This is a genomic window from Pseudomonas yamanorum (genome assembly GCF_013386765.1).
GTDB classification, from domain to species: Bacteria; Pseudomonadota; Gammaproteobacteria; order Pseudomonadales; family Pseudomonadaceae; genus Aquipseudomonas; species Aquipseudomonas yamanorum_A.
Genome location: NZ_JACARE010000018.1, coordinates 474531 through 500907, shown reverse-complemented (window position 1 = coordinate 500907; position 26377 = coordinate 474531). Strand labels below are relative to the sequence as shown.

Below are 26377 nucleotides of genomic sequence, written 5' to 3'. Positions count from 1 at the left end.
TGAATACACTTTAGTCAGGTGACCGATAGGATTTCTCGACAAATCCTACGCCCGACACGGACAATAGTGGCCGACTGACAGGAGTCCATATGCGTCGTTTGTTTTTTTCCTTGCTGATGTTCTGCGTTTTGCCCGCTTGGGCAGACGGCCATGACCAGTTGTACAAGGTCGCCGGCTGGGCAGACCAGCGCGCGCATTTTAATGACGCCCTCAGTGCCGCCCAGCAACGCTACCGCAACAGCTTGCCGCCCGCCGTGTATCAGGCGCTGGTGGACAACAGCAATAAACGCTTTGCGCCCCAGTCGGTAGACCAGCGGGCCGAGGCGCAGCTGCGCAAGAATTTGACGGACCCGAAGCCGGCCCTGGCCTTTTTCCAGTCGCCCCTCGGCCGCAAGATTGTCGCCGCCGAGTTGCTGGCGACCCGCCGCGATCAATTGGCGAAGAATGCCCAGGGCTTGCCGCACATGGAAGCGGACGCCACCCGCAGCCTGATTATCGGCCACCTGGCCCAGGCGCTGCCTGCGCGGGAAGCCGGGGCTGAGGTCAGCCTGGCGATCGCCGGAGTGGCCGCCGACAGTTTGAGCCAGATGATCCCCGGCCTGTTGGGCGGCGGTCAGGCTCAAGGCATGTTGAACGGCCAGCGCGAGCGCTTGATGCAGCAGATTGGCAATGATTTGAACAACACGCTGCTGTATGTCTACCGGGATTTGTCCGACCCGGAGCTGGAGGAGTTCGCGACGTTCGCGGAGTCGCCGGATGGCAAGGCGTACTACAAGGCGGCATTGGCGGCGATTCGGGCCGGGCTGGCGGTGGGGCAAAGTACTTCAAGCCTGGCACCGTAAACGATGTGGGAGCTGGCTTGCCTGCGATAGCGGTGGGTCAGTAATGAACGTGTGGCCTGATACACCGCTATCGCAGGCAAGCCAGCTCCCACAGGGAACAGCGTTATTTCAGGTGGTCGGTGAGAAACCTGAAGTATTGCTGCCGAATCTCCGGAATCTCATTCGCCAAGTGATGCCTGCCGCGCGGCAGCATCAACACTTCCGGCTGGTCGAACTTGCTGCGCAGCACCTTCAGGTTGTGCTGCCAGTCCACCGTCATGTCCTCTTCACCCTGCACGATCAACGGCCGCCGCGTACTGCGTGGCGCCGCTTCAATGCGCTTGATCCAACGCGCCAGGGCGCCCACCCAGGCGGTCGGCAGTTGCCGGGGTTGCAGCGGGTCAGCTTCCAGGAACGGCTTGAACTGTGGATCGTTGGTGTTATCGCTGAAACGCCGGGCGATACCTTTGACGAACGGCCGAAGCAGGTAATAACTGAGCTGCGACCAGCCCCAGGCACGAGGCCGCACCAGCGGCGAGAGCAGGAACATCTTGCCCTGGGCCGGGCTGTCAGTGCCATGGTCAAGCAGGTGATCCACCACAATCGCGCCGCCAGTGCTCTGCCCGAACAGGTGCCAGGGCTGCGGCAACTGCAACGACCTGGCCTGCTCGAACAGCGCCTGCACCACGTCCTGATACACCGCAAAATCATCGATGCTGGCCCGCTCGCCGCTGGACAGGCCATGGCCCGGCAAGTCGCAGGCGATCACCACAAAACCCTGGTCCAGCGCCCAATCCACGGCATGACGGTACAGGCCCATATGGTCGTAGAAGCCATGGAACAAAAACATCGTCGCCACCGGAACGGGCGGCCACCACACCTGGCAGACCACCTCGAACCCGTCCACCGCAAAGCGGCCCAGGCGGCTTGTTGCAGGCGCCTTGCGGGTCGCCAGGTCCAGGCCGTAGAAGCGCTGGTAGACCCGGGCCTCGGCAGAAAGCGGCTGCGCGTCCACCAGGGGGCGCAAGCTTTCGCGTAGATGATCAGGGTCAAACGTAACGGGCATAAAAACTTCCAGACTGTGGCTTCAACGCATTGAACAGATGAATATCGAGTCGCGATATTCATCTGTCAGGGCAAGCATGGCAAGCTACGCGTCCTCCGAGGATTGATCCAAAATGCGACAGCCCTACCGCACCACCCTCTTCGCCAGCCTGATCGTGATTATTTGCGCCGGCGTGCTATGGGCGGCGTATGACTGGTTCCAGGGTCGCTACCTGCGGGCGTTCAGTGAGCATACGGCGGTGTTTTCCGGTGACAGCCTGAGCCTGCCCGCCGAGCTTGCCGGCCCCGGCCCGATCCGCCTGGTGCACTTCTGGGACCCGGCCTGCCCGTGCAACGTCGGCAACCAGCAGCACCTCGGCGAGCTGATCGAGCAGTACGCGCCCCGGGGCGTGGAGTTCTATTCCCTGCAGAAAGCCGGCAGCCACGGCCAACTGCCCGCCACCCTCGGCGCGATGAAGGCCCTCAAGGCCGTGCCCGGCGCCCAGCACCTGCCCGCCAGCCCCGCCGTGGGCATCTGGGACCGCAGCGGCAAGCTCGCGTATTTCGGGCCCTACAGCGAAGGGCTGACGTGTAATTCGAGCAACAGTTTTATCGAACCCATCCTGCAAGCCCTCGAAGGCGGGCGCGAGGTCAATGCCACCCACACCCTGGCGGTGGGCTGCTATTGCGAGTGGAGCGGCGAAACGTCGCCACCCTGACCGGGCGCAAGCTGAACAGACGCTGTTCGTTCGGCAAACTCGGACAACTGTATCGGCATGCTGCTGTATCGTAAGCAGCTAGCCGTACCAGCTGAAGACACGGGAACACATGAGCCAATTAACCATCATCCTCTGGATACTCAACGTCATTGTTGATACGTCCGGCCAGCTGGCATTTAAAGCCGCTGCCTCAGCCAGTGCCGAGCATGACGGCATGGCCCACTGGCGCCATATGCTCAAGCGGCCCTGGATCTGGATTGGCGTGATCTGCTACGTCTTCGAATTCGTGTTGTGGCTGGCGTTCCTGACGCTGGTACCGTTGTCGGTGGGCGTGATGCTGGGCTCCATCAATATCGTGGTGATCATGATTGCGGGCCGTTTCCTGTTCAAGGAAAGCCTGACCAAGTGGCGGTTGATCGGCATCATGCTGATCGCCTGTGGCGTGACCGTCGTGGGGTTTGAGTAATGAAGCGTTTTTATATCCTGGGTTTTCTGTCGCTGATCATTTTCGATACGTTGGCGCAGGTGAGTTTCAAATTCGCCTCGATTCATGCCGAGCCGCTGACCATGGACGCCGCGTGGCTGGTACGCGTGTTCGGTGCGCCGTGGATCTACGGCGCCTTCGTGGGCTACATCGGCGCGTTTTTTACCTGGATGACCTTGCTCAAGTACGCGCCGGTGGGCCCGGCATTTGCGGCGTCCCACCTGGAGCTGATCAGCGTGACGCTGATTTCCGTGTGGCTGTTCAACGACACCTTGACCCTGCCTAAAATCGTCGGGGGCGCGCTGATCATCGCGGGCATCCTGTGCCTGGCGCGCAGTGAAGACAAAGAGAGCAAGACCGTCGAGGCCGAACCCTCGCAGACGCTGGCCTCATGACCCGCGTTGCCGGCCAGCGGGAGATTCCGCCGACGGCGGGGCTTCCCCTGCGCTGGCAGGATTTGTTCAACCGGTCGGGCGACCTGGCCCGCGACCTGGCCCAACAACTCGATATCCCGTTGCCCGCCCTGCCCTGCTCCGGCACCGCCGCGCTGATCATGGCGCTGCGCGTGTTGCAGCAGCGCATGCCTGGGCGCACCGAGCTGATCGTGCCGGCCTATACCTGCCCGCTAGTGGCCCTGGCGGCCCATCACTGCCCGCCTTTACGCGTGGTGGCGTGCGATTTAAAGCCGGGCAGCATCGACCTCGACGAGCAACAGCTGGCGCAGCTGTGCAACGAAAACACCTTGGCCATCGTCGTCACCCACCTCGCCGGGCGCGTGGCGGATGTGGATGCCGCCACACGCATTGCCGAGCCTTTCGGCGTAGCCGTCATCGAGGATGCCGCCCAGGCCATGGGCGCGCGGGATGAGGGCAAAAGCGTCGGGCTTAAAGGCGACATCGGCTTTTTCAGCATGGCGCTGGGCAAAGGCCTGACAACGGCCGAAGGTGGCGTGTTGTTCAGCCGGGATGCCGCGTTGCATCAGGCGTTGCATCGGCAATGCCGGCAGGACTTGCCCTTCAGCCTGCGCTGGGAACTGCAACGCAGCGCCGAGCTGTGGGGCTATGCCGCGGCCTATCAGCCCCGCGGGCTGAAGTACGTGTACGGCAATCCACTGCGGGCGGCGCTGGCGCGGGGCGATGAAGTGGCGGCGGTGGGCGACGACTTTTCCGTCAACGACATTCCGCTGCATCGCCTGGGCGGCTATCGCCAGAAGGTCGGCGCCGCAGCGCTGAAACGCTTGCCCGAGCATTTGCAGCAAGGGCGCCTGCGAGCGCTGCGTCGCGTGGCGTTGCTCAACAGCCTGCCCGGTGTGTCGGTACTGACCGACGGCCCGGGCCAGCAAGGCACCTGGCCGTTCCTGATGGTGGTGATGCCCAGCGCACAAACCCGCGATACCGCCATGGCGCAACTGTGGACGGCGGGCCTGGGCGTCACCCGCCTGTTTATCCACGTACTGCCGGGCTACCCGGCACTCACTTCGCTGTTACAGCCAGGCGCCGCTATCCCCTGCGCGCAAAGCTTCGCCGCCCAGACACTCTCGATCAGCAACAGCCACTGGCTGACAGACGAGCTGTTTGAGCAGGTGCTGGATCATCTGCGGCGGATTCTTAAGCGCTGACCCAGCTCTGATCGATACGGGTCAGCAAGCGTGCATTCAACTCATTCTGCTGCTGTTGCCAGATGACCACCTGGTTCTCCGGCAATTCTTCCTGGCCATCCGACGCACTCAGCCAACGCTTGAACTTGCTCTGGTAGTGGTAGGCCGACACGTCACCGGTAATGTCGGCGCCAATGATGCTGCCCTGGCATGCATCGATCAGATGATTCAGGTGCTTCTCCAGAAACTCGCCCTGGTCCCAGTTGGTGTTCACCACCTCCGGGCTCAACACGTCTTTATCGATGGAGAGATACACCGGCAGCGACCGGTCGAGCTGCGCCAGGAACGCGCTCATCAACTCGTCGGCACTGCTGAAGGCCCGGTTGCTGCGGCCCGCGCCGATCCAGTTCAACCAGCGGGTATCGACGTTGGTGTTCCAGTAGGTCAGCTTGCGTTTCACCAGCGGCGACCAGTGATTCTCCCAGGCGTGCTTGAGGGAAATATCCGGCGAGCCAATGCCCAGCACGTGAACATGCTCGACCTGCGGCAGGCGGCTGGCCCAGTAGACCCAGGACCCGCAATGGATGCCAAACGGATAACGCATGTTGTCCGGGTGGTTGTCGCAAATGATCAGCTGGATTTTTTGCTGGCTGGGCAGGCGGTTCAACAACAGCTGGCTGAGGTGGTGATAATCGCCGCTGCCGGTAAACACACAGCCGTAGTCGCTGGGCATCTGCGCTTGCAGGGCGCTCTCCAGTTCCTTGAACTGCGCCCAGCGGCAGCCGAAACGAATCTTCTCCTGCCAGGTTTGCATCGGCAGGGTGATGGCGCCAGGGATGTTGCTCACCGCGCCATCAAAATCGAGGATCAACGCCGGGCGGGCCTGGCTCATGAGGTTTGCTCCTGCTGCCATTGCATGTCGCTTTCAAAGTGGTGACGGAAGCGGTTCAACACCTTGCGTAACAGCGGGTTCCTCACCCACACCAGATGGCGGGTGAAGGTGAATTTGGCGCCGAGGCTGGACTTGACCTGCGGGTCGGTCCAGCCCGCCACGTAAAACTGCAGGCCCTTTGCCAGGGCGTATTCGAGGTTCACAAACCAGCTGACAAAGTACAGGTTGTGCTCCAGCGCCAGCGGGTAGTTCAGGCCGATGTACTTGTCGAGCAGCTTGCCGTCTTGCTGGTAGCACAGGTTGTAGCCCACCAGCTCATCCTCGTCCCAATAGCAGAACACATGCCCACCGCTGTCGGCATCGGTCAGCAACTGAATAAAAAATTCGGGGGTGAGTAAATCGAAGTGGATCTCGCTCTGCGCATACACCGCCTTGTACAGCCGATACAGCTCCTGCTGCCATTGCTCGTCGCTGAACCGTGCATCGCCGGTGTCCAGGATTTCAATGCGCAATGCCTCGCGGCTGCGCAACTTGCGGCGGATATTGCGCCGGCGGCTGTGGGACAAGCGCGACAGATACTCGTCGGTCGAGGTGAAGTCGATGGGCACGTAGGCCAGCGCCTGGCCCTCCACGCTGATGAACCCGCGCTGGGTGCAGGCTTCGATCAACGCCTGTGCATAGCGATTGTCCTCGACGCTGAGCAGCGGAGAATCCAGCGGTACATCCTTGACGATGGTGAGTTTGCGTCGCGGGGCACATTCCTGTTGCAGCCATTGCGCCAGGTCCTGCGGTGGCACGCTCAGCGGGAACGGGGAATATTCGCTGACCGTGGTGCCGACAAAGCAGGTGTCGATGTGCAGCCATGACTGCCACAACCGGTACCCCGGCCAACTGTGCAGGCGGGCACGCAGCTCATCGTCGGCGGTGGTCAGCAGGTCGAACCGGGTGAAAAAGTACGGCAGTCCCTGTGCTGACAGCTGGGCATTGAAGCCCACCGGCGGGTGGCGCAAAAAGCTGCTGATCAGCGCTGGCGTTTCCATGCAGCAGGCATAAGGCACCTGTGCACGGCTGGGATCTGACATAAATTGCATTCCGAAAGTGATAGCAAAGGCGCGCCCGGATGGCCTGGTTGATCACGGCGCAGCGGGCTTCATGTAACAGAGTAAACATAATAACCCGCCCATCCGCGTCGAACTTCAGAACCCCAACTTCATGCAGGTGAGGTTCAGGGAACGCAAAGCCAACAGCTTCTTCCTCACCGCTCGCCAAACCCACTAAACTGCCCGGATCACTAATAAGGGACAACCCATGAAACGCATCCTGACCGCGCTGGCCATCCTGCTCGTCGCCCTTATGGTGGGCGCCGGCTGGTACGTGTACAGCAAGCAACCGACCCGCCAGGGCACGGTGGAGCTGGCCCACCTGCAAGGCTCGGTCACCGTGCGTTACGACGACCGTGGCGTGCCGCATATCCGCGCCGAGAACGAGACCGACCTGTACCGCGCCCTCGGCTATGTGCACGCCCAGGACCGGCTGTTCCAGATGGAAATCATGCGGCGCCTGTCCCGTGGCGAACTGGCCGAAGTGCTGGGCCCCAAGCTGCTGGAGACCGACAAACTGTTCCGCAGCCTGCGCATCCGCGAACGCGCCTTGAGCTACGTCGAGCACATGGACCATGAGTCGGCGTCCTGGAAGGCCCTGCAAGCCTACCTGGACGGGGTCAACCAGTATCAGGACAGCCACGCCAGCCCCATGGAGTTCGACGTACTGGGCATCCCCAAGCGCCCGTTTACCGCCGAAGACACCATCAGCGTCGCCGGCTACCTGGCCTACAGCTTTGCCGCCGCCTTTCGCACCGAACCCTTGCTGACTTACGTGCGCGACCAGTTGGGCAACGACTACCTGAAAGTCTTCGACCTCGACTGGCAGCCCAAGGGCGCGCTGAACCTGGCGGCCGGAGACTGGAAAGACCTCGGCGCCATCGCCCAATTGAGCGAGCAGGCCCTGGCCGACAACGGCCTGCCGCAGTTCGAAGGCAGTAACGCCTGGGCCATCAGCGGCAGCCGCACCAAGAGCGGCAAGCCGTTGCTGGCGGGTGACCCGCATATTCGCTTCTCGGTACCGTCGGTGTGGTACGAGGCGCAGCTGTCGGCGCCGGGCTTCGAGCTTTACGGTTATCACAACGCGCTGGTGCCCGTGGCGTTCCTGGGCCACAACAAGGATTTCGGCTGGAGCCTGACCATGTTCCAGAACGATGACCTCGACCTGATCGCCGAGAAGGTCAACCCGGACAACCCCAACCAGGTCTGGTACCACGACAAGTGGGTGGACATGACCAGCAGCGAGCAGCAGATCGCGGTCAAGGGCCAGGACCCGGTGACCCTCACCCTGCGCACTTCGCCCCACGGCCCGATCATCAATGACGTGCTCGGGGAAAACGCCGGCAAGACGCCGATTGCCATGTGGTGGGCGTTCCTCGATACCGAGAACCCGATCCTCGACGGTTTCTACCAGCTCAACCGTGCCGACACGCTGGCCAAGGCCAGGGCGGCGGCGGCCAAGGTCCAGGCGCCTGGCCTGAACATCGTATGGGCGAATGCCAAGGGCGATATCGGCTGGTGGGCGGCAGCGCAATTGCCGATCCGCCCGGCGGGGGTCAACCCGGGCTTTATCCTCGACGGCAGCACCGCCCAGGCGGACAAACTCGGGTTCTACCCGTTCAGCGCCAACCCGCAGGAAGAAAACCCGGCGCGGGGTTATGTGGTGTCCGCCAACGCCCAGCCGGCGTCGCCCACCGGCATGCCGATTCCCGGTTATTACAACCTCGCCGACCGTGGCCAGCAGCTGAACGCGCAACTGAGCGACAACAGCGTGAAATGGGACGTGGAGAACAGCCAGGCCCTGCAGCTCGGCACCACCACCGCCTATGGCCCGCGACTGCTGGCGCCGCTGTTGCCGGTACTGCGCGAAGTGGTCAAGGACCCGGCGCAGTTGAAACTGGTGGAGCAACTGGCAACGTGGAAAGGTGATTACCCGCTGGATTCCACCAGTGCCACGCTGTTCAACCAGTTCCTGTTCAACCTCACCGATGCGGCGTTTCGCCCGAAACTGGGGGACGCGATGTTCAAGACACTCCTGAGCACCCGCGTGGTGGACGCCGCCTTGCCGCGCCTGACGGCTTCAGCGGATTCGCCCTGGTGGGACGGCCACCGCGCCGACACCGTCAAGCTCGCCTGGGACAACAGCCTGCAACACCTCAAGGCGACCTTCGGCGATGACCCGTCGCAGTGGCAGTGGGGCAAGGCCCACACCCTGACCCACGGCCACCCGCTGGGCTCGCAGAAGCCGTTGGACAAGATCGTCAACGTCGGCCCGTTTGCCGCTCCCGGTACCCATGAAGTGCCCAACAACCTGTCGGCACAGATCGGCCCGGCGCCGTGGCCGGTGACGTACGGGCCGTCGACCCGGCGCCTGATCGACTTCGCCGATGCTGCGCATGCGCTGACCATCAACCCGGTCGGGCAGAGTGGCGTGCCGTTCGACAAGCACTACTCCGACCAGGCGCAGACGTATATCGAGGGTGGGTATGAGCAGGCGCATTTCAATGATGAGGAAGTGACGGCGAATACCCGCAGTACGCTGAAGCTGTTGCCTGCCAGATAGGTGGTTGAAATATGGACTGTGTGGGAGCTGGCTTGTGTGGGAGCTGGCTTGCCTGCGATGCAGGCGCCTCGGTATCTCAGTTACACCGCGGTGATGCCATCGCGGGCAAGCCCGGCTCCCACACAAGCCAGCTCCCACATTTAGCGCTCCATCGTGGCATCTACCGTGCTCGAAGCCGCCCCGGCGCCTCACCGTAGGTTTCCTTGAATTTCTTGCTGAACGCCGCCTGGGATTGATACCCCGCCTGGGCGGCAATGTCCGTCAGGCTCAGCCGCGATTGATGCAGCAGGTTGAACGCCAACTCCATGCGCAACTGCGTCAGTAACACCCACGGCGACACACCCGCCACTTTGACAAACGCCCGCATGAACGTCGCCCGGGACATCGACGCGGCGCTGGCCAGGCTATCGATGGTCCACTCATGCCCGGGCTCGGCCAACATCGCCTGCCAGGCCTTGCCCAGGCGTTTGTCGGCCAGCAAGGCAAAGGTGCCCGCCGCCGGGGCTTGCTGCGTGAGCCAGGCCCGCAAAATCAGGGTGAACAACGCCGATGACAGCGCATCGATAAAAAACCGCGCGCCCAATTGCTGACCGTCCGCCTCGCTGCGCAGCAAGGCGATCAGTGCCGCCAACTGTCCATCGGCCTGCCACTGCCGGCTGGACACCACCAGGTAGTCCGGCAGCGCGCTGAACAACAACGACTGGCGGTTATAGCGAAAGCTGCCGCAGAGCATGTCCACGTCCGGCTGATCACTCCCCAGGCGATGGATCGGCAGCAGGCCGCCCTCGATCACAGTCTGCGCCACCGGCTCTACCCGCACGCCCTGGCTGCGCACCAGGTGCGTCGCGCCACCGGGCATCAACAGGATGTCGCCCTCCTCCAGCGTCACTTGCTGGCCGCCGGACAATTCGGCGCGACAGGTGCCCGCCAGCACGATGTGATACGGCGCCACGCCGAGCGGCTCGGGCTCGTGGTCCATGGCCCAGGCGCCCTGGAACTGGCAACGCAGGTCCAGGCTGCCCCGCAGGTTGGCCAGGGCGATCAGGGTGTCGATGGAGTTCATTTGCGAGCATCGGTCAAAAAGGTGAGTGGATCGAACAAAAGCAGCAAACCTGCACCGGGCACACTGGCTTCATACCCAACCCGCTGAGGAGTTAACGCAATGTTCAATAACTGGTCCGACTTGCTGCCTACCGTGAAGAAAGCCTTTGGCTCGCTGGGCAAGAGCAACCCGAAGATGGTCAAAGCCTACATGGCGCTGGGGGAAGCTGCCGAGGAAAACAACGTCCTCGATGCCAAGACCCGCGAGCTGATTTCCATCGCCGTGGCCATCACTACCCGCTGTGACGGTTGCATCGGTGTACATGCCGACGCAGCGATCAAGGCCGGCGCCACCCGCGAAGAAGTGGCCGCGACCCTGGCCACGGCGATCTCGCTGAATGCCGGCGCGGCGTACATCTACTCGCTGCGTGCCCTGGAAGCCTACGACACGCTCAAACCGGCGCCGCAAAATTAAGCCGGAATTGTTGCGGCGTCACGCCCAGCCGGCGATTGAACACACTGCGCATGTGCTGGGCATCGCGAAAGCCGCACTGATACGCCACGGTCTTGAGCGGTGCGTGGGTGCTTTCCAGCATCACCCGCGCCGCATCCACCCGCGCCCGCTCGACGAACTCCGCCGGGGTGATCTGCGCTTCCCGGGCAAACACCCGCGAGAAGTTGCGCGCACTCATGTTCGCCGCCTTGGCCAGGTCGGCGATGGTCAAGTCGCCCGTCAGGTTGGCCAATACGTACAGCTGCACCAATGCCACCGCCGAGGTGGCTTCGGCGTGGGGCGTGAGAAACGGGCTGAACTGCGACTGCCCGCCCGAACGCTGGGTAAACACCACCAGACGCTTGGCCACGCTGAGGGCCACTTCCGGGCCGTGGTCCTGGGCCAGCAGGTACAGCGACAGGTCAATGCCCGCCGTCACCCCGGCGGAGGTGTAGAGGTTGCCGTCCTGCACATAGAGGCGGTCGGCTTCCACCTGGGCCGACGGGCATAAGCTTGCCAGATCGGCGGCGTCGCCCCAGTGGGTGGTGACCGTGCGCCCGTCCAGCAAACCGGCGCGGGCGAGCAGGAAGGCACCGTTGCAGATGGAGCCAAAGCGCTTCGCCCGCGCGCTGGCGTCACGCAGCCATTGATTGAATACCGGGCCAAAATCCTCGAACGGCAGCTGCGGCCCGCCGGCCATCAACAGCAGGTCGTACGGCTCGAGGGCGTCGCTGAAATGCCGGTGAGCCTGCAATGACAAGCCGTTGGAACAGGCCATGTTGCCGTGCCCCAGGCCAATCACCTCCAGCTGGTAATGCTCCCCGGGCGGCAGAAACCGGTTGGCCTCGCAGAACACATCCAGGGGCCCGGTCACGTCCAGTGACTGGACGCCGGGGAAGATCAGGATGGCGACGGTTTTGCCCATGAGCAGGAACACCTTTTTCAACTGAATAAACACAAACCCCTGTAGGAGCTGGCTTGCCGGCGATGGCATCACCTCAGTCTAACTGACAAACCGCGTTGGCCGCATCGCAGGCAAGCCAGCTCCCACAGGCTGCTTGGCGCGATATCGCGGCACATTGGCCGGGATCGCGCCCTCGCCGCCGTAGCCCCCTCGCGGGTGCGCGACCAGACTGGACTCATCAGCGCCAACCCCGGCGCTTTCTTGAGGAGAACGACCATGAGCACCACCATCGCCGGCATCAAGATCCCGGACAGCGCCCTGGCCAAGGCCACCACCGAATACATCCGCGACATCGAGTCCGACCTGCTGTACCACCACTCCCGCCGGGTATTCCTGTTCGGCGCCTTGAGCGGTGAGCGTCAGCAGTTGGCCTATAACCCGGAGCTGCTGTACGTCGGCGCGATGTTCCACGATTTGGGCCTGGTGGACGGTCACCGCAGTGACGACGAGCGTTTTGAAGTGGACGGCGCCAACGCCGCGGCGGACTTTCTCAAGCCTTACGGGTTGAGCGACGACGATATCGAGCAAGTGTGGTTGTCGATCGCCCTGCACACCACACCGGGTGTGCCCAAGCATCTGCGTCCGACCGTGGCGCTAGTGACGGCCGGCGTGGAAATGGACGTGCTGGGGATGGAGTACGCGGCGTTCAGCAGCGTGCAGCGCGAAGCCGTGGTGCATGCGCACCCTCGGGGTGAAGGGTTCAAGGAGTGCATCATCTGCGCGTTTGCCGACGGCTTGCGCCATCGTCCGCAGACCACGTTTGGCAACGTGAAGACCGATGTGTTGGTGGATCAGGAGCCTGGGTTCAAGCCGATGAACTTTGTCGAGGTGATTCGCAAGTCGCCTTGGGTGGCCTGAAACACAACCTTATAAACACCACAAAACTACTGTGGGAGCTGGCTTGCCTGCGATGGCGGTGTGACAGTCGACTAATTTGTTGACTGATACACCGCTATCGCAGGCAAGCCAGCTCCCACATTTTTAAAGCCGGTTCCGTCAGTTAGACCGGTGCCGGTGCACGACGCGAGTCCGCCGGCTTCTCCCAACCATCCGCAGCCGCTTCTTCAATCGCCTGCTGGATGGCTTTCTTGCGGTGTTCTTCGGCACGACGGCTGAAGAACCACACCAGGAAGGTCACCAGCGACACCGCCAACAGAATCAGGCTGGCCACGGCGTTGATCTCGGGTTTAACCCCCAGGCGCACCGCCGAGAACACTTCCATCGGCAAGGTGGTCGAACCCGGCCCCGACACGAAGCTCGCCAGCACCAAGTCATCCAGGGACAGCGCGAACGACATCATGCCGCCCGCCGCCAGCGACGGCGCGATCATCGGGATGGTGATCAGGAAGAACACCTTCCACGGCCTCGCCCCCAAGTCCATGGCGGCCTCTTCAATCGACAGGTCCAGCTCACGCAAGCGCGCCGACACCACCACCGCCACATACGCCGAACAGAACGTGGTGTGGGCAATCCAGATGGTGACCAGGCCACGTTCCTGGGGCCAGCCGATCATCTGGGCCATGGCCACGAACAGCAGCAACAGCGACAGGCCGGTAATCACTTCCGGCATGACCAGCGGTGCCGTCACCAGGCCGCCGAACAGCGTGCGGCCCTTGAACTGGCTGATACGCGTCAGCACGAACGCCGCCAATGTACCCAGCGCCACCGCCGCAATCGCCGTGTAGCAGGCAATTTCCAGCGAGCGCCCTACCGAGCCCATCAACTGGGTGTTGTCCAACAGGCCGACGTACCACTTCACCGACCAACCGCCCCACACTGTCACCAGCTTGGATTCGTTGAACGAGTAGATCACCAGGATCAGCATCGGCAGGTAGATGAACAGCAACCCCGCCACCAGCATGAAGCTTGAGAAACTGACGCGCTTCATATCTTGCCCTCCATCTCTTTGGCTTGGCTGCGGTTGAACAGGATGATCGGCACAATCAGGATCGCCAGCATCACCACCGCCAGGGCAGACGCCACCGGCCAGTCACGGTTGTTGAAGAATTCTTGCCACAACACTTTACCGATCATCAGGGTTTCCGGGCCGCCCAGCAGTTCCGGGATCACGAACTCGCCCACCACCGGGATAAACACCAGCATGCAGCCGGCGATGATGCCGTTCTTGGACAGCGGCACGGTGATTTTCCAGAAGCTGTTGAAGGTGCTCGAACCCAGGTCCGATGCGGCTTCCAGCAGGCTCTGGTCGTGCTTCACCAGGTTGGCGTACAACGGCAGGATCATGAACGGCAGGTACGAATAAACCACGCCGATGTACACCGCGATGTTGGTGTTGAGGATCTGCAGCGGTTCGTTGATCAGCCCGATGGACATCAAAAAGCTGTTGAGCAAACCGTTGTTGCTGAGGATGCCCATCCACGCATACACGCGGATCAGGATGGCCGTCCAGGTCGGCATCATGATCAGCAGCACCAGCACGGTCTGGATTTCCTTGCGGGCGCTGGCAATGGCGTAGGCCATCGGGTAGCCGATCAGCAGGCAAAGGATGGTGCTGAAAAACGCCATCTTCAGCGAGCCCAGGTACGCCGCGATGTACAACTCGTCATCGCCCAGCATCCCGTAGTTGGCCAGGTTCAGCACCAACTGCAGTTTCTGTTCAACGAAGGTGTAGATCTCGGTGTACGGCGGGATCGCCACGTCGGCTTCGGCAAAGCTGATCTTCAAGACGATGAAGAACGGCAGCGCGAAGAACAGGAACAGCCAGAGGAAAGGGATCCCGATGACCACATGCCGGCCACCGGGCGTTATTCGTTGCAGCTGGCGTTTGAACTTCTTCATGTTCATGAGCGAAGTACCACGCCGCTGTCGTCTTCCCACCACACGTACACCTGGTCACCCCAGGTTGGGCGCTGGCCACGGCGTTCGGCGTTGGCCACGAAGGATTGCACCAGCTTGCCGCTCGGCAATTCGACGTAGAACACCGAGTGGCCGCCGAGATAGGCAATGTCGTGCACCTTGCCGCTGGACCAGTTGTGCTCGCAGGTCGGCATTTCGGTGGTCACCAGCAGCTTTTCAGGGCGGATGGCGTAGGTCACCGACTTGTCTTCCACCGAAGTGGCGATGCCGTAGCCAACGTAGATGTCGCGGTCCAGGTCCGGGCACTTGAGCACCGCGTGGCCTTCGGCGTCGTCCACCACCTGGGTGTCGAAGATGTTGACGTTGCCGATGAACTCGCACACCAGGCGGCTGGTAGGCGTTTCATAGATGTCGATCGGGCTGCCGATCTGGGCGATCCAGCCCAGGTGCATGATCGCGATGCGCTCGGCCATGGTCATGGCCTCTTCCTGGTCGTGGGTCACCATCACGCAGGTCACGCCTACGCGCTCGATGATCTCAACCAGCTCCAGTTGCATCTGCGAACGCAGCTTCTTGTCCAATGCGCCCATCGGCTCATCGAGCAACAGCAGTTTCGGACGCTTGGCCAGGGAACGCGCCAACGCCACCCGCTGACGCTGGCCGCCAGACAGCTGGTGCGGCTTGCGCTTGGCGTACTGGCTCATCTGCACCAGCTTGAGCATCTCGGCCACGCGGGCGTCGACCTCGGCCTTGGGGATCTTGTCCTGTTGCAGGCCAAACGCGATGTTCTGGGCCACGGTCATGTGGGGGAACAAGGCGTAGGACTGGAACATCATGTTGATCGGCCGCTCGTAGGGCGGCATGTCGGTGATGTCTACACCGTCGAGGTAAATGCGTCCTTCCGTTGGGCGCTCGAAGCCTGCGAGCATGCGCAGCAAGGTGGATTTGCCCGAACCCGATCCGCCGAGCAAGGCGAAGATCTCGCCTTTCTTGATTTCCAGGGACACATCGTCCACGGCAATCGTCTCGTCGAACTTCTTCGTGACCCGGTCGATTTTGACCAGCACCTTTTTCGGTGTCTGGTCGCCCTCGAGGGCTTTCTTATAGGCGCCGGAGGCAACTGCCATTTACGAAACTCCCAGAAAAAAAGAGTGCAGCTCGCCCAATACGGACGAGCCTTGGATAGTTTGAGCCTTACTTGCCCGTCTTGACCTTGGTCCAGCTACGGGTCATCAAACGTTGCACTTTCGGGGGTAGCTCGAAGTTGACAAAAGTCCGGTCGAGAACCGCCTGCGGTGGGTAAACCGCTTCGTCAGTGCGTATCGATTGCTCCATCAGTTTGTCCGCCCCTGGGTTAGGGTTGGCATAACCGACGTAATCACTGACCTGAGCGATCACCTCAGGTTTCAGCAAATAGTTGATGAAGGCGAGGGCCTCTTTGACGTTGGTCGCATCCTTGGGGATGGCCAGCACGTCGAACCACAGGTTGCCGCCTTCTTTGGGAATCACGTAGGCGATGTTCACGCCTTTGCCCGCCTCGGCCGCACGGGCCTTGGCCTGGAACACATCACCGGAGAAGCCGGCCGCCACGCAGATGTTGCCGTTGGCGAGGTCCGAGATGTACTTGGAAGAATGGAAGTAGGTCACGTACGGACGCACTTTCAGGAGTTTCTCTTCAGCCTTCTTGTAGTCTTCAGGGTTGGTGCTGTTGGGGTTCAGGCCCATGTAGTTGAGCACCGCCGGCAGCATTTCATCCGCCGAGTCCATGAACGACACGCCGCACGTGGCCAGCTTCTTCATGTTTTCCGGCTCGAACAGCACGGCCCAGGAATCGATATGGTCGACGCCCAGCACTTCCTTGACCTTGTCGACGTTGTAGCCAATGCCGTTGGTGCCCCACAGGTACGGCACGGCGTACTGGTTGCCCGGGTCATTCTTTTCCAGGCGCTTGAGCAGCGCCGGGTCGAGGTTGGCGTAGTGGGTCAGCTGCGACTTGTCGAGCTTCTGGAACGCCCCGGCCTTGATCTGCTTGCCGAGGAAGTGGTTCGACGGCACGACCACGTCATACCCGGTACGCCCGGCCAGCAACTTGCCTTCCAGGGTTTCGTTGGAGTCGAACACGTCGTAGACCGGCTTGATGCCGGTGGCCTTTTCAAAGTTGGCCAGGGTGTCGGGGCCGATGTAGTCCGACCAGTTATAAATATGCACAGTCGGCGCGGCCTGCACGCTGACAGCCAGCGTGATACCTGCACCCACCAGCATGGCTTTGCGAAATAAAGAAATTGGCAAGTGGAGGTCCTCTTAAATAGTTGGGCCCGAAGTTGTTGCCCGGCAACAAAACCGGCGCGCAACTTACCCTCGATAAACCGATCCGGCAAAACTTTCTGTCATTAAATTGTTTTGTTAACCACCGCGCGCATCGCGGCGGTTAACAAAACGGGTATCAAGTCGGCTTACTTGCCCGATTTGATTTTGGTCCAGCTGCGGGTCATTTCCCGCTGAGTAGCAGCCGGCAAGTCAGCAATTGCATAAAGCTTGGCTTGCACGTCCGCCGGCGGGTAGATACCCGGGTCGCTGGTGATGTCTTTGTCGACCAGTGCGGTGGCTTTCTCGTTACCGTTCGGGAAACGCACGCTGTTGGTAATGCTCGCCATGACTTCCGGCTTGAGCAGGTAGTTCATGAACTTGTAGGCGGCGTCGACGTTTTCGGCATCTTTAGGGATGGCGACCATGTCGTAGAAGCTGCCGGCACCTTCTTTCGGAATGTCGTAGGCAACCTTGACCTTGCCACCGGCTTCAGCCGCGCGGGACTTGGCCTGTTGCACGTCACCCGAGTAACCCACGGCTACGCAGATGTTGCCGTTGGCCAGGTCGGAGATGTACTTGGACGAGTGGAAGTAGCCGATCGAAGGACGCAGCTTGAGGAACAGCGCCTCGGCTTGCTTGAGGTCTTCTTTCTTCTGGGTGTCGGTCGGCAGGCCCAGGTAATGCAGCGCCACCGGCAGCATTTCGGTTGGCGAATCGAGGAAGCTCACACCGCAGCCTTTGAGCTTGGCGAGGTTTTCCGGCTTGAGGATGGTGTCCCACGAGTCGATCTTGTCGATGCCCAGTGCGGCCTTGACCTTCTCCGGGTTGTAACCGATGCCGATCGAGCCCCACATGTACGGGAAGGCGTGCTTGTTGTCCGGGTCGCTGACGGACACGGCTTTAAGCAGGGATTTGTTCAAGTTGTCGTAGTTCGACAGTTTGGACTTGTCCAGTTCCTGGTAAACACCGGCCTTGATCTGCTTGGCCAGGAAGTTGTTCGACGGCACGACGATGTCGTAACCGGACTTGCCTGCCAGCAACTTGGCTTCCAGGGTTTCGTTGGAGTCGAACACGTCATAGACCACCTTGATCCCGGACTCTTTTTCAAAGTTCGCGATGGTGTCCGGTGCGATGTAGTCGGACCAGTTATAAACGTGCAGCACTTTATCGTCGGCGTGCGCCGCGCCTGCCATGGCCCCCATCAGGGACAAGGCCAGGAGGGTCTTGCCAGCGTTCTTCAAACCTAATGCCTTCATTCGGTCATGCTCCAATTTTTTCTTTTTTGGGCCACGTTCGTTCTTTAAGTACAACGTGTTTCGCAGCCCGTCTAAGGGCAACAAAACAGGGCGACAGTCTGGCAAGTTCAAGGGCCGGCTTTCAACCAATGCCCCACTTTTCTAACATCCCAGAAGCAGCGCCCAACCGGCGCTGCGTTCTGAGCCTAGCATTTAGCCCTGCAATGCCGCCAAAGTCAGGTCCAGGCAGTGCCGCGCCTTGGTCACCAACTCGTCTATCTCGGCCTTGCTGATCACCAGCGGTGGCGAAATGATCATGGTGTCGCCCACGGCGCGCATGATCAGGCCATTCTCGAAGCAGAACGTACGGCAGATCATGCCAACGCCACGGCCTTCGTAACGTTTGCGTGTTGCCTTGTCCTGTACCAACTCGATCGCACCGAGCATGCCCACACCGCGAACTTCACCCACCAGCGGGTGATCAGCCAGTTCCCTCAGACGCTTTTGCAAATAGGGTGCCGTTTCGTCGTGAACACGCTTAACAATTTGCTCATCGCGCATGATGCGGATGTTTTCCAGGGCGACAGCCGCCGCCACCGGGTGACCGGAGTAGGTGAAACCGTGGTTGAAATCACCGCCTTCGTTCAGCACAGCGACCACTTCGTCGCGCACGATCAGGCCGCCCATCGGGATGTAGCCCGAGGTCAGGCCCTTGGCGATGGTCATCATGTCGGGCTTGAGGTCGTAGAAATCGCTACCGAACCACTCACCGGTACGGCCAAAGCCGCAGATCACTTCATCGGCCACGAACAGGATGTCGTACTTGGCGAGGATTTCCTTGATACGCGGCCAGTAGCTGGCAGGCGGCACGATCACGCCACCGGCGCCCTGGATCGGCTCGGCAATAAAGGCACCGACGTTGTCCACGCCCAGTTCCAGAATCTTCTCTTCCAACTGGTTGGCCGCCCACACGCCGAACTCTTCCGGGCTCATGTCGCCGCCTTCGCCGAACCAGTAAGGCTGGGCGATATGGACGATGCCCGGGATCGGCAAGTCGCCCTGTTCATGCATGTAGGTCATGCCGCCCAGGCTGGCGCCGGCCACGGTGGAGCCGTGGTAGCCATTCTTGCGGCTGATGATGGTTTTCTTGTTCGGCTGGCCTTTGATCGCCCAGTAGTGGCGGACCATACGCAGCATGGTGTCGTTGCCTTCGGAGCCGGAACCGGTGAAGAACACGTGGTTCATGCCTTGCGGGGCGATATCGGAGATGGCTTTGGCCAGTTCCAGCACCGGCGGGTGGGCCGTCTGGAAGAACAGGTTGTAGTAAGGCAGCTCTTTCATCTGCTTGGCGGCCGCATCAGCCAGTTCGTCGCGACCGTAACCGATCGCCACGCACCACAGGCCGGCCATGCCGTCGAGAATCTTGTTGCCTTCGCTGTCCCACAGGTAAACGCCGTGGGCTTTGGTGATGATCCGTGGGCCTTTCTCTTTCAATTGCTTGAAGTCGCTGAACGGCGCCAGGTGGTGATCGCTGCTCAAGGCTTGCCATTCACGGGTTTGCGGGTTGTTGCTGGACATACCAATCTCCTAGATGTTTCAGGTGAGGACGCGCCGTTTAAAGGGCGCGCCCGGCGCATCAGACGGCGAAGAGCAGGAATTCCCGCTCCCACGAACTGATCACGCGCTTGAAGTTTTCATGCTCGGCCCGCTTGACCGCGACGTAGCCTGTGATGAATTTGTGACCCAGGTATTTCTCGATGGTCTTGCTGTTTTCCATGCGTTCCAGGGCGTCTTCGATGGTCAGCGGCAGGCGCAGGTTGCGGCGCTCGTAACCACGGCCAACCACTGGCGCACTTGGGCTGATGCCTTCGACCATGCCGATGTAGCCACACAGCAGGCTGGCGGCAATCGCCAGGTACGGGTTGGCGTCGGCGCCCGGCAGGCGGTTTTCCACCCGACGGTTCTGTGGGCCGGCATCCGGTACCCGCAGGCCAACGGTGCGGTTTTCTTCGCCCCATTCCACGTTGACCGGCGCCGAAGTGTCGGGCAGGAAGCGGCGGAACGAGTTCACGTTGGGCGCGAACAGCGGCAACAACTCGGGGATGAATTTCTGCAGGCCACCGATGTGATGCAGGAACAGCTCGCTCTTGCTCCCGTCTTCATTGGAGAAGACGTTCTTGCCGGTGGCGATGTCGATGATGCTCTGGTGCAGGTGCATCGCGCTGCCGGGCTCGCCGGTCATGGGCTTGGCCATAAAGGTGGCCGCCACGTTGTGCTTGAGCGCCGCTTCGCGCATGGTGCGCTTGAACACCAGGATCTGGTCGGCCAGGGACAATGCATCGCCGTGACGGAAGTTGATTTCCATCTGCGCGGTGCCGTCTTCGTGGATCAACGTGTCGAGGTCCAGCTCCTGCAGCTCGCACCAGTCGTAGACGTCTTCGAACAACGGGTCGAATTCGTTGGCGGCTTCTATAGAGAAGGACTGGCGGCCAGTCTCCGGGCGACCGGAGCGGCCAATCGGCGGTTGCAGCGGGAAGTCCGGGTCTTCGCAGCGCTTGGTCAGGTAGAACTCCATCTCCGGCGCCACGATGGGCTGCCAGCCTTTGTCGGCGTAGAGCTTGAGGACTTTCTTGAGCACGTTGCGCGGCGACAGCTCGATCGGGTTGCCTTGCTTGTCGTAGGTGTCGTGGATCACCTGGGCGGTAGGCTCTATGGCCCAGGGCACCAGGTACACCGCGTTCTCGTCCGGGCGGCAGATCATGTCGATGTCGGCCGGGTCGAGCAATTCGTAATAGATGTCGTCTTCGACATAGTCGCCGGTCACGGTCTGCAACAGAACGCTTTCGGGCAGGCGCATGCCTTTTTCGGCGATGAACTTGTTGGTCGGCGAGATCTTGCCCCGGGTGATGCCGGTGAGGTCGCCAATCATGCATTCGACTTCTGTGATCTTGTGGTCTTTCAACCAATCGGTGAGCTGGTCGAGGTTGTTACTCATAAATGCCTCTGGGCTGTGTTTCCTGACATCCATTAAAGGTCAGGCGTAAGTTGACGCAGCATCCGCGTCGCGTTGCATCACCCGCTTTCGACAGGCATTGCCAAATGCCTGGAAGATTGCGAGGTAGTGCGGGTTAGAGCTTACCTGCCATTCGGGGTGCCATTGCACTCCTAAAGCAAAAGCCTTGCCCGCGGGGATCGAAAAGCCTTCGATCAAGCCATCCGGCGCGGTGGCCTCGACCTGAAAACCCGGCGCCAGGCGGTCGACACCCTGTGAATGAATCGAGTTGACCTGGATCGTCGGCGGCAAGCCCAGGCTTGCCAATACCCCATTCGGGGAGATGGCCACCGGGTGCGCCGGGCCATACTGGATGTCCAGCGGCTGGGTGTCGTCTTCGCGGTGATCCATCATGCCCGGCACTTCGTGAACCTTCTGGTGCAGGCTGCCGCCAAACGCCACGTTCATTTCCTGGAAGCCACGGCAAATCCCCAGCACCGGAACGCCGGCCGCGATGGCGGCACGCAGCAGCGGCAAGGTGGTTTGGTCCCGTGCAGAATCATGAGCAGTCCCGGGCGCGCTGGCCGGACCGTCGTAGTGAAAGGGTTCGATATTGGAAGGTGAGCCGGTAAAAAGAATGCCGTCCAGGCCGTCAAGAATATTGGCCGGGTCGAGCACATCCGCCAGGGACGGAATGATCAATGGCAAGCCCTTGGCAGCGGTGGCCACTGCACGGACGTATTTGTCGCCACTGATGTGATAAGCATGCAGACCGACCTGTTTGGAGCAGGCGGTGACGCCGATTAACGGCAGGCGAGACATGAAGCACCCCGGTATTATTGCTGTTATGGGTTTGAATCGAGCTTAGCCTTGTTCATTTTTTTACACAACACCCCCGTAAAAAATACAACACGGCCCGCTCAAACGTGCTGGTTCCAAGAGCCCCAATCCCAAAAAACTGCCCCAAAAAGCCCCAAAAAAGCCCTCATGGCGCTTTTTTAGGGCAAAAAAGGCCTCGCTTGACTTCGGCATGCCGTTCGGGTTGACTGAAACCCGAAGAGATCAATGATTGATATTTTTAACAACAAAGGTGTTGCATCATGTCGGTACCCCCGCGTGCCGTTCAGCTTAACGAAGCGAACGCGTTCCTTAAGGATCATCCTGAGGTTCTGTACGTAGACCTTCTAATTGCGGATATGAATGGTGTGGTGCGCGGCAAGCGCATCGAACGCACCAGCCTCCACAAGGTTTACGAGAAGGGCATTAACCTGCCTGCCTCTCTATTTGCCCTGGATATCAACGGCTCAACGGTGGAAAGCACCGGCCTGGGCCTGGACATCGGTGATGCTGACCGAATCTGTTATCCAATCCCCGACACCCTGTGCAATGAACCCTGGCAAAAGCGCCCAACCGCGCAGCTGCTGATGACCATGCACGAACTCGAAGGTGAACCTTTCTTCGCCGATCCTCGCGAAGTTCTCCGCCAAGTTGTAAGCAAGTTTGACGACCTCGGTCTGACCATCTGCGCCGCATTCGAGCTGGAGTTCTACCTGATTGACCAGGAGAACGTGAATGGCCGGCCACAACCGCCCCGCTCGCCGATCTCCGGCAAACGCCCGCACTCGACACAGGTCTACCTGATCGACGACCTCGACGAATACGTCGACTGCCTCCAGGACATTCTGGAAGGTGCAAAAGAGCAAGGCATCCCTGCCGACGCCATCGTCAAGGAAAGTGCCCCGGCGCAGTTCGAAGTGAACCTGCACCACGTTGCCGACCCTATAAAGGCCTGCGACTACGCGGTACTGCTCAAGCGCTTGATCAAGAACATCGCCTACGACCATGAGATGGACACCACCTTCATGGCCAAGCCCTACCCGGGCCAGGCAGGCAACGGCCTACACGTACACATTTCGATCCTGGACAAGGAAGGCAAGAACATCTTTGCCAGCGAGGATCCCGAGCAGAACGCCGCATTGCGTCACGCGATCGGCGGTGTGCTGGAGACCCTACCCGCCCAAATGGCGTTCCTGTGCCCTAACGTCAACTCCTACCGTCGTTTCGGCGCACAGTTCTACGTGCCGAACTCGCCGTGCTGGGGCCTGGATAACCGCACCGTAGCGATTCGCGTACCGACCGGCTCGTCCGACGCCGTACGTATTGAACACCGTGTGGCCGGCGCCGACGCCAACCCTTACCTGCTGATGGCTTCGGTACTGGCGGGCGTGCATCACGGCCTGACCAACAAGATCGAGCCTGGCGCACCGGTGGAAGGCAACAGCTACGAGCAGAACGAACAGAGCCTGCCGAACAACCTGCGTGATGCCCTGCGCGAGTTGGACGACAGCGAGGTGATGGCCAAGTACATCGATCCTAAATACATCGATATCTTCGTCGCCTGTAAGGAAAGTGAGCTGGAAGAGTTCGAACACTCCATCTCCGACCTTGAGTACAACTGGTACCTGCATACCGTGTAAGCGGTTGCTTGATTAAAGGAACGCCGCAGGCTTTTGGCCTGCGGCGTTTTTTTATGCCGGTTGTGGCGAGGGAGCTTGCTCCCGCCGGGCTGCGAAGCGGCCCCCATCAGAACACCGCGCTCTTTCAGGCAGGACCGGGGTGCCGGTTTGGGTCTGCTGCGCAGCCCAGCGGGAGCAAGCTCCCTCGCCACAAGGTATGGATCATCCAGTGGCTCTGCGTACAATGCCCGCTGCCCTGTAGGAGACTTCAATGAATCGCCCCGCCCCTCGCAAACCCCGCGCCCGCAGCCAGGCCCGGATCGACGCGATACTCGACGCCGCCCGCACCTTGCTGGCCGCCGAAGGCGTGGCGAGCCTGTCGATCTACAGCGTGGCCGAACGGGCGCAGATTCCGCCTTCGTCGGTGTACCACTTCTTTGCCAGTGTGCCGGCCTTGCTCGAAGCGTTGACCGCCGATGTGCACGCCGCCTTCCGCGCAGCCATCCAAGCGACCATCGATCATGATTCACTCAAACACTGGCGCGACCTGTCCGGCGTGGTGGAACAGCGCATGCTCACCATCTACAGCAACGACGCCGCCGCCCGGCAATTGATCCTCGCCCAGCATGGGTTGACCGAAGTGACACAGGCTGACCGCCAGCACGATCTGGAGCTGGGAAACCTGATGCATGAAGTGTTCAACCGGCACTTCGAGCTGCCGAGCCTGCCCGCCGATGTCGACGTGTTTGCGCTGGCCCTGGAACTGAGCGACCGCGTCTACGCGCGCTCGGTGCATCAGCACGGGCAGATCACCCCGCGCATGGCCGAGGAAGGCATGCGGGTGTTTGATGCGTATGTGGGGCTTTACCTGCCGGCGTTTTTACCCAAGCGGGTGGTCACTGCCTGATTGATGTGTTGCCCACAAAGGCCTTATCGCAGGCAAGCCAGCTCCCACACAGATCAAAATGTGGGAGCTGGCCTGCCTGCGATGGCGGTTTCAAGAACGCCAATCACAACTTGGCGATCGACACCTCGGTGGATTTGACGAAGGCAATCACTTCGCTGCCAATCACCAGCTCCAGCTCTTTCACCGAGCGAGTGGTGATCACCGAAGTCACGATGCCGGACGCGGTCTGCACGTCGATTTCCGACAGCACGTCACCTTCGACGATTTCCTTGATGGTGCCTTTGAACTGGTTACGTACGTTGATGGCTTTAATAGTCATGGTCGTTCTTCCTGTGTAAGACAAGTGAGTTATTGAGCCCAACGCAATTGCGTAGGCAGCGGTGAAACAGGTTCGGGTTCCGGCGGAGTGCCGGGCAGCGACAACACACGGTTAAGCACTTCGGTTTCCAGCGCCGCCAGGCGGTGGGAGCCACGCACCCGCGGACGTGGGAGTTCCACGTACAGGTCGAGGCCGATTTCGCCGTCTTCGATCAGGATCACCCGGTCGGCAATGGCCACGGCTTCGCTGACGTCGTGGGTCACCAGCAACACGGTGAAACCGTGCTTGCGCCAGAGGTTCTCGATCAGTTGTTGCATCTCGATCCGGGTCAGGGCATCCAGGGCCCCCAGCGGCTCGTCCAGCAGCAACAGGCGCGGTTGGTGAATCAGGGCGCGGGCCAGGGCCACGCGTTGCTTCTGGCCACCGGACAACGCCGCCGGCCACTCGTTGGCGCGCTCGGCCAGGCCGACCGCTTCCAGCGCTTCCAACGCCTGTGGGCGCCAGTTGCCCTTGAGCCCCAGGCCCACGTTGTCGATGATCTTTTTCCACGGCAGCAGGCGTGCTTCCTGGAACATCAACCGCGTGTCTTCAATCGCATCGCTCAGCGGTGCGGAGCCGGCGAGCAGTTCACCACCGCTGGCCTTATCCAGGCCCGCCAGCAGGCGCAGCAAGGTACTTTTGCCGCAGCCGCTGCGGCCTACCACGGCCACGAATTGACCGGCCGGAATATGCAGGTCGATGTCCTTCAGCACTTCCCGCGTGCCGAAAGCCTTGCGCAACTTGCGCACTGCCAGGGGAATGCCCCGCAGCAGGCGTGGAGGTTGAGCGGTCATGCCGCACCTCCTTTATTCACTTGATAGGCTGGGTGCCAGCGCAGCCAGACACGTTCCAGGCCGCGAGCCGCCAGGTCTGCCAGCTTGCCGAGCACCGCGTACAGCACGATGGCCAGTACCACCACGTCGGTTTGCAGGAACTCCCGGGCGTTCATTGCCAGGTAGCCGATGCCGGAACTGGCGGAGATGGTTTCGGCGACGATCAACGTCAGCCACATGAAGCCCAACGCAAAGCGCACGCCCACCAGAATCGAAGGCAAGGCACCCGGCAAGATCACCTGGCGAAACAGGCTGAAACCGGACAGGCCATAACTGCGGGCCATTTCCACCAACGCCGGGTCGACGTTGCGGATGCCGTGGTAGGTATTGAGGTAGATCGGGAACAGCGTGCCGAGGGCCACCAGGAATATCTTCGCGGTCTCGTCGATGCCGAACCACAGGATCACCAGCGGGATCAGCGCCAGGTGCGGCACGTTGCGGATCATCTGCACCGAGCTGTCCAGCAGGCGTTCACCCCAGGTCGACAGACCGGTAATAAAGCCCAGGGCCAGGCCGATGCTGCCGCCGATCACAAAACCCAGGCCCGCACGCCAGCCACTGATAGCCAGGTGCGTCCAGATTTCGCCACTGCGCACCAGGCTGATGCCCGCTTCGATCACGGCGCTGGGTGCCGGCAGAATGCGCGTCGACAGCCAACCGGCCGAGACGGACAACTGCCATACCGCCAGCAACAGAATCGGCAGCGCCCAGGGCGCCAATCGATGACTTAACTTTTCGAGGTTCATGGCGGCGC

26 protein-coding genes are annotated in these 26377 nt (G+C 61.1%); 10 read left to right on the top strand and 16 right to left on the bottom strand.

The features are described from left to right. Positions 1 to 89: 89 nt before the first annotated feature. Complete coding sequence (locus HX875_RS15685; RefSeq protein WP_177043829.1) at positions 90 to 842, top strand: DUF2059 domain-containing protein; 753 nt, start codon at positions 90 to 92, stop codon at positions 840 to 842. Positions 843 to 945: 103 nt separating this feature from the next. Here the strand turns inward: HX875_RS15685 and HX875_RS15680 are convergent, their stop codons facing one another. Then, positions 946 to 1887: an alpha/beta hydrolase gene (locus HX875_RS15680; protein ID WP_177043828.1), complete on the bottom strand. Its 942-nt coding sequence runs from the start codon at positions 1885 to 1887 to the stop codon at positions 946 to 948. A 112-nt stretch (positions 1888 to 1999) separates the two neighbouring features. Here HX875_RS15680 and HX875_RS15675 point away from each other — a divergent pair, with 112 nt between their 5' ends. The 4 genes from HX875_RS15675 (at position 2000) to HX875_RS15660 (ending at position 4686) form a co-directional block, all read left to right on the top strand. Then, entirely contained in the window at positions 2000 to 2584 is a 585-nt protein-coding gene (locus tag HX875_RS15675) for a DUF6436 domain-containing protein (protein ID WP_177043827.1), read from the top strand. A gap of 109 nt (positions 2585 to 2693) precedes the next feature. After that, on the top strand, positions 2694 to 3050 hold the full coding sequence (locus HX875_RS15670) for an EamA family transporter (RefSeq protein WP_177043826.1): 357 nt from the start codon (positions 2694 to 2696) through the stop codon (positions 3048 to 3050). Further along, on the top strand, positions 3050 to 3463 hold the full coding sequence (locus tag HX875_RS15665) for a DMT family transporter (protein ID WP_177043825.1): 414 nt from the start codon (positions 3050 to 3052) through the stop codon (positions 3461 to 3463). Before HX875_RS15670 ends, HX875_RS15665 begins: the two co-directional genes overlap by 1 nt. Further along, on the top strand, positions 3460 to 4686 hold the full coding sequence (locus HX875_RS15660; protein WP_177043824.1) for a DegT/DnrJ/EryC1/StrS family aminotransferase: 1227 nt from the start codon (positions 3460 to 3462) through the stop codon (positions 4684 to 4686). Before HX875_RS15665 ends, HX875_RS15660 begins: the two co-directional genes overlap by 4 nt. Here HX875_RS15660 and HX875_RS15655 read toward each other — a convergent pair. Then, positions 4676 to 5557 carry a hypothetical protein gene (locus HX875_RS15655; RefSeq protein ID WP_177043823.1) on the bottom strand — a complete coding sequence of 294 codons (882 nt, stop codon included), beginning with the start codon at positions 5555 to 5557 and terminating at the stop codon, positions 4676 to 4678. The genes HX875_RS15660 and HX875_RS15655 overlap by 11 nt on opposite strands. Beyond that, positions 5554 to 6639 carry a GNAT family N-acetyltransferase gene (locus HX875_RS15650; RefSeq protein ID WP_177043822.1) on the bottom strand — a complete coding sequence of 362 codons (1086 nt, stop codon included), beginning with the start codon at positions 6637 to 6639 and terminating at the stop codon, positions 5554 to 5556. Before HX875_RS15650 ends, HX875_RS15655 begins: the two co-directional genes overlap by 4 nt. Positions 6640 to 6865: 226 nt before the next feature. Here HX875_RS15650 and HX875_RS15645 point away from each other — a divergent pair, with 226 nt between their 5' ends. Continuing rightward, positions 6866 to 9220, top strand: a complete 2355-nt coding sequence (locus HX875_RS15645; RefSeq protein WP_177043821.1) for a penicillin acylase family protein — start codon at positions 6866 to 6868, stop codon at positions 9218 to 9220. A gap of 160 nt (positions 9221 to 9380) precedes the next feature. On the opposite strand, the gene HX875_RS15640 is transcribed toward HX875_RS15645, so the two are convergent. Further along, positions 9381 to 10283: an AraC family transcriptional regulator gene (locus tag HX875_RS15640; protein ID WP_177043820.1), complete on the bottom strand. Its 903-nt coding sequence runs from the start codon at positions 10281 to 10283 to the stop codon at positions 9381 to 9383. Between the two features lie 99 nt (positions 10284 to 10382). On the opposite strand from HX875_RS15640, the gene HX875_RS15635 reads away from it, so the two are divergent. Further along, positions 10383 to 10736: a carboxymuconolactone decarboxylase family protein gene (locus tag HX875_RS15635; protein ID WP_177043819.1), complete on the top strand. Its 354-nt coding sequence runs from the start codon at positions 10383 to 10385 to the stop codon at positions 10734 to 10736. On the opposite strand, the gene HX875_RS15630 is transcribed toward HX875_RS15635, so the two are convergent. Further along, the gene (locus HX875_RS15630; RefSeq protein WP_177043818.1) at positions 10714 to 11679 is read right to left on the bottom strand and encodes a GlxA family transcriptional regulator; all 966 of its coding nucleotides are present in this window, start codon (positions 11677 to 11679) and stop codon (positions 10714 to 10716) included. The genes HX875_RS15635 and HX875_RS15630 overlap by 23 nt on opposite strands. Positions 11680 to 11934: 255 nt before the next feature. Between HX875_RS15630 and HX875_RS15625 the strand changes: the two genes are divergently transcribed. Next, positions 11935 to 12576, top strand: a complete 642-nt coding sequence (locus HX875_RS15625) for an HD domain-containing protein (protein WP_177043817.1) — start codon at positions 11935 to 11937, stop codon at positions 12574 to 12576. A gap of 142 nt (positions 12577 to 12718) precedes the next feature. Here HX875_RS15625 and HX875_RS15620 read toward each other — a convergent pair whose 3' ends face one another. The 8 genes from HX875_RS15620 to HX875_RS15585 form a co-directional block, all read right to left on the bottom strand. Beyond that, positions 12719 to 13606, bottom strand: coding sequence for an ABC transporter permease subunit (locus HX875_RS15620; RefSeq protein ID WP_177043816.1), 888 nt, complete (start codon positions 13604 to 13606; stop codon positions 12719 to 12721). Next, complete coding sequence (locus tag HX875_RS15615; RefSeq protein WP_177043815.1) at positions 13603 to 14523, bottom strand: ABC transporter permease subunit; 921 nt, start codon at positions 14521 to 14523, stop codon at positions 13603 to 13605. The genes HX875_RS15620 and HX875_RS15615 overlap by 4 nt, the downstream gene beginning before the upstream one ends. After that, positions 14520 to 15662, bottom strand: a complete 1143-nt coding sequence (locus tag HX875_RS15610) for an ABC transporter ATP-binding protein (protein WP_003195240.1) — start codon at positions 15660 to 15662, stop codon at positions 14520 to 14522. Before HX875_RS15610 ends, HX875_RS15615 begins: the two co-directional genes overlap by 4 nt. Before the next feature lie 67 nt (positions 15663 to 15729). Further along, positions 15730 to 16824: a polyamine ABC transporter substrate-binding protein gene (locus tag HX875_RS15605; RefSeq protein WP_177043814.1), complete on the bottom strand. Its 1095-nt coding sequence runs from the start codon at positions 16822 to 16824 to the stop codon at positions 15730 to 15732. Between the two features lie 164 nt (positions 16825 to 16988). Continuing rightward, positions 16989 to 18083, bottom strand: a complete 1095-nt coding sequence (locus HX875_RS15600) for a polyamine ABC transporter substrate-binding protein (RefSeq protein WP_177043883.1) — start codon at positions 18081 to 18083, stop codon at positions 16989 to 16991. A gap of 207 nt (positions 18084 to 18290) precedes the next feature. Beyond that, positions 18291 to 19655, bottom strand: a complete 1365-nt coding sequence (locus tag HX875_RS15595) for an aspartate aminotransferase family protein (RefSeq protein ID WP_093203921.1) — start codon at positions 19653 to 19655, stop codon at positions 18291 to 18293. Positions 19656 to 19713: 58 nt separating this feature from the next. Then, complete coding sequence (locus HX875_RS15590) at positions 19714 to 21072, bottom strand: glutamine synthetase family protein (protein WP_177043813.1); 1359 nt, start codon at positions 21070 to 21072, stop codon at positions 19714 to 19716. Positions 21073 to 21111: 39 nt separating this feature from the next. Then, on the bottom strand, positions 21112 to 21891 hold the full coding sequence (locus HX875_RS15585; RefSeq protein ID WP_177043812.1) for a gamma-glutamyl-gamma-aminobutyrate hydrolase family protein: 780 nt from the start codon (positions 21889 to 21891) through the stop codon (positions 21112 to 21114). 278 nt (positions 21892 to 22169) lie between these two features. Between HX875_RS15585 and HX875_RS15580 the strand changes: the two genes are divergently transcribed. Then, entirely contained in the window at positions 22170 to 23546 is a 1377-nt protein-coding gene (locus tag HX875_RS15580) for a glutamine synthetase family protein (RefSeq protein ID WP_053258553.1), read from the top strand. A gap of 250 nt (positions 23547 to 23796) precedes the next feature. Continuing rightward, positions 23797 to 24432, top strand: a complete 636-nt coding sequence (locus HX875_RS15575; protein WP_177043811.1) for a TetR/AcrR family transcriptional regulator — start codon at positions 23797 to 23799, stop codon at positions 24430 to 24432. A gap of 103 nt (positions 24433 to 24535) precedes the next feature. On the opposite strand, the gene HX875_RS15570 is transcribed toward HX875_RS15575, so the two are convergent. From HX875_RS15570 to ssuC, 3 genes are read right to left on the bottom strand one after another with little or no spacing between them, the layout of a single operon-like run. After that, entirely contained in the window at positions 24536 to 24751 is a 216-nt protein-coding gene (locus tag HX875_RS15570) for a TOBE domain-containing protein (protein ID WP_003213899.1), read from the bottom strand. 29 nt (positions 24752 to 24780) lie between these two features. Next, positions 24781 to 25584 (bottom strand): aliphatic sulfonates ABC transporter ATP-binding protein, encoded by an 804-nt coding sequence (gene ssuB / locus HX875_RS15565; protein ID WP_177043810.1) that lies wholly within the window; start codon positions 25582 to 25584, stop codon positions 24781 to 24783. Continuing rightward, positions 25581 to 26369, bottom strand: a complete 789-nt coding sequence (ssuC, locus tag HX875_RS15560) for an aliphatic sulfonate ABC transporter permease SsuC (RefSeq protein ID WP_010167854.1) — start codon at positions 26367 to 26369, stop codon at positions 25581 to 25583. Before ssuC ends, ssuB begins: the two co-directional genes overlap by 4 nt. Positions 26370 to 26377 lie beyond the last annotated feature (8 nt).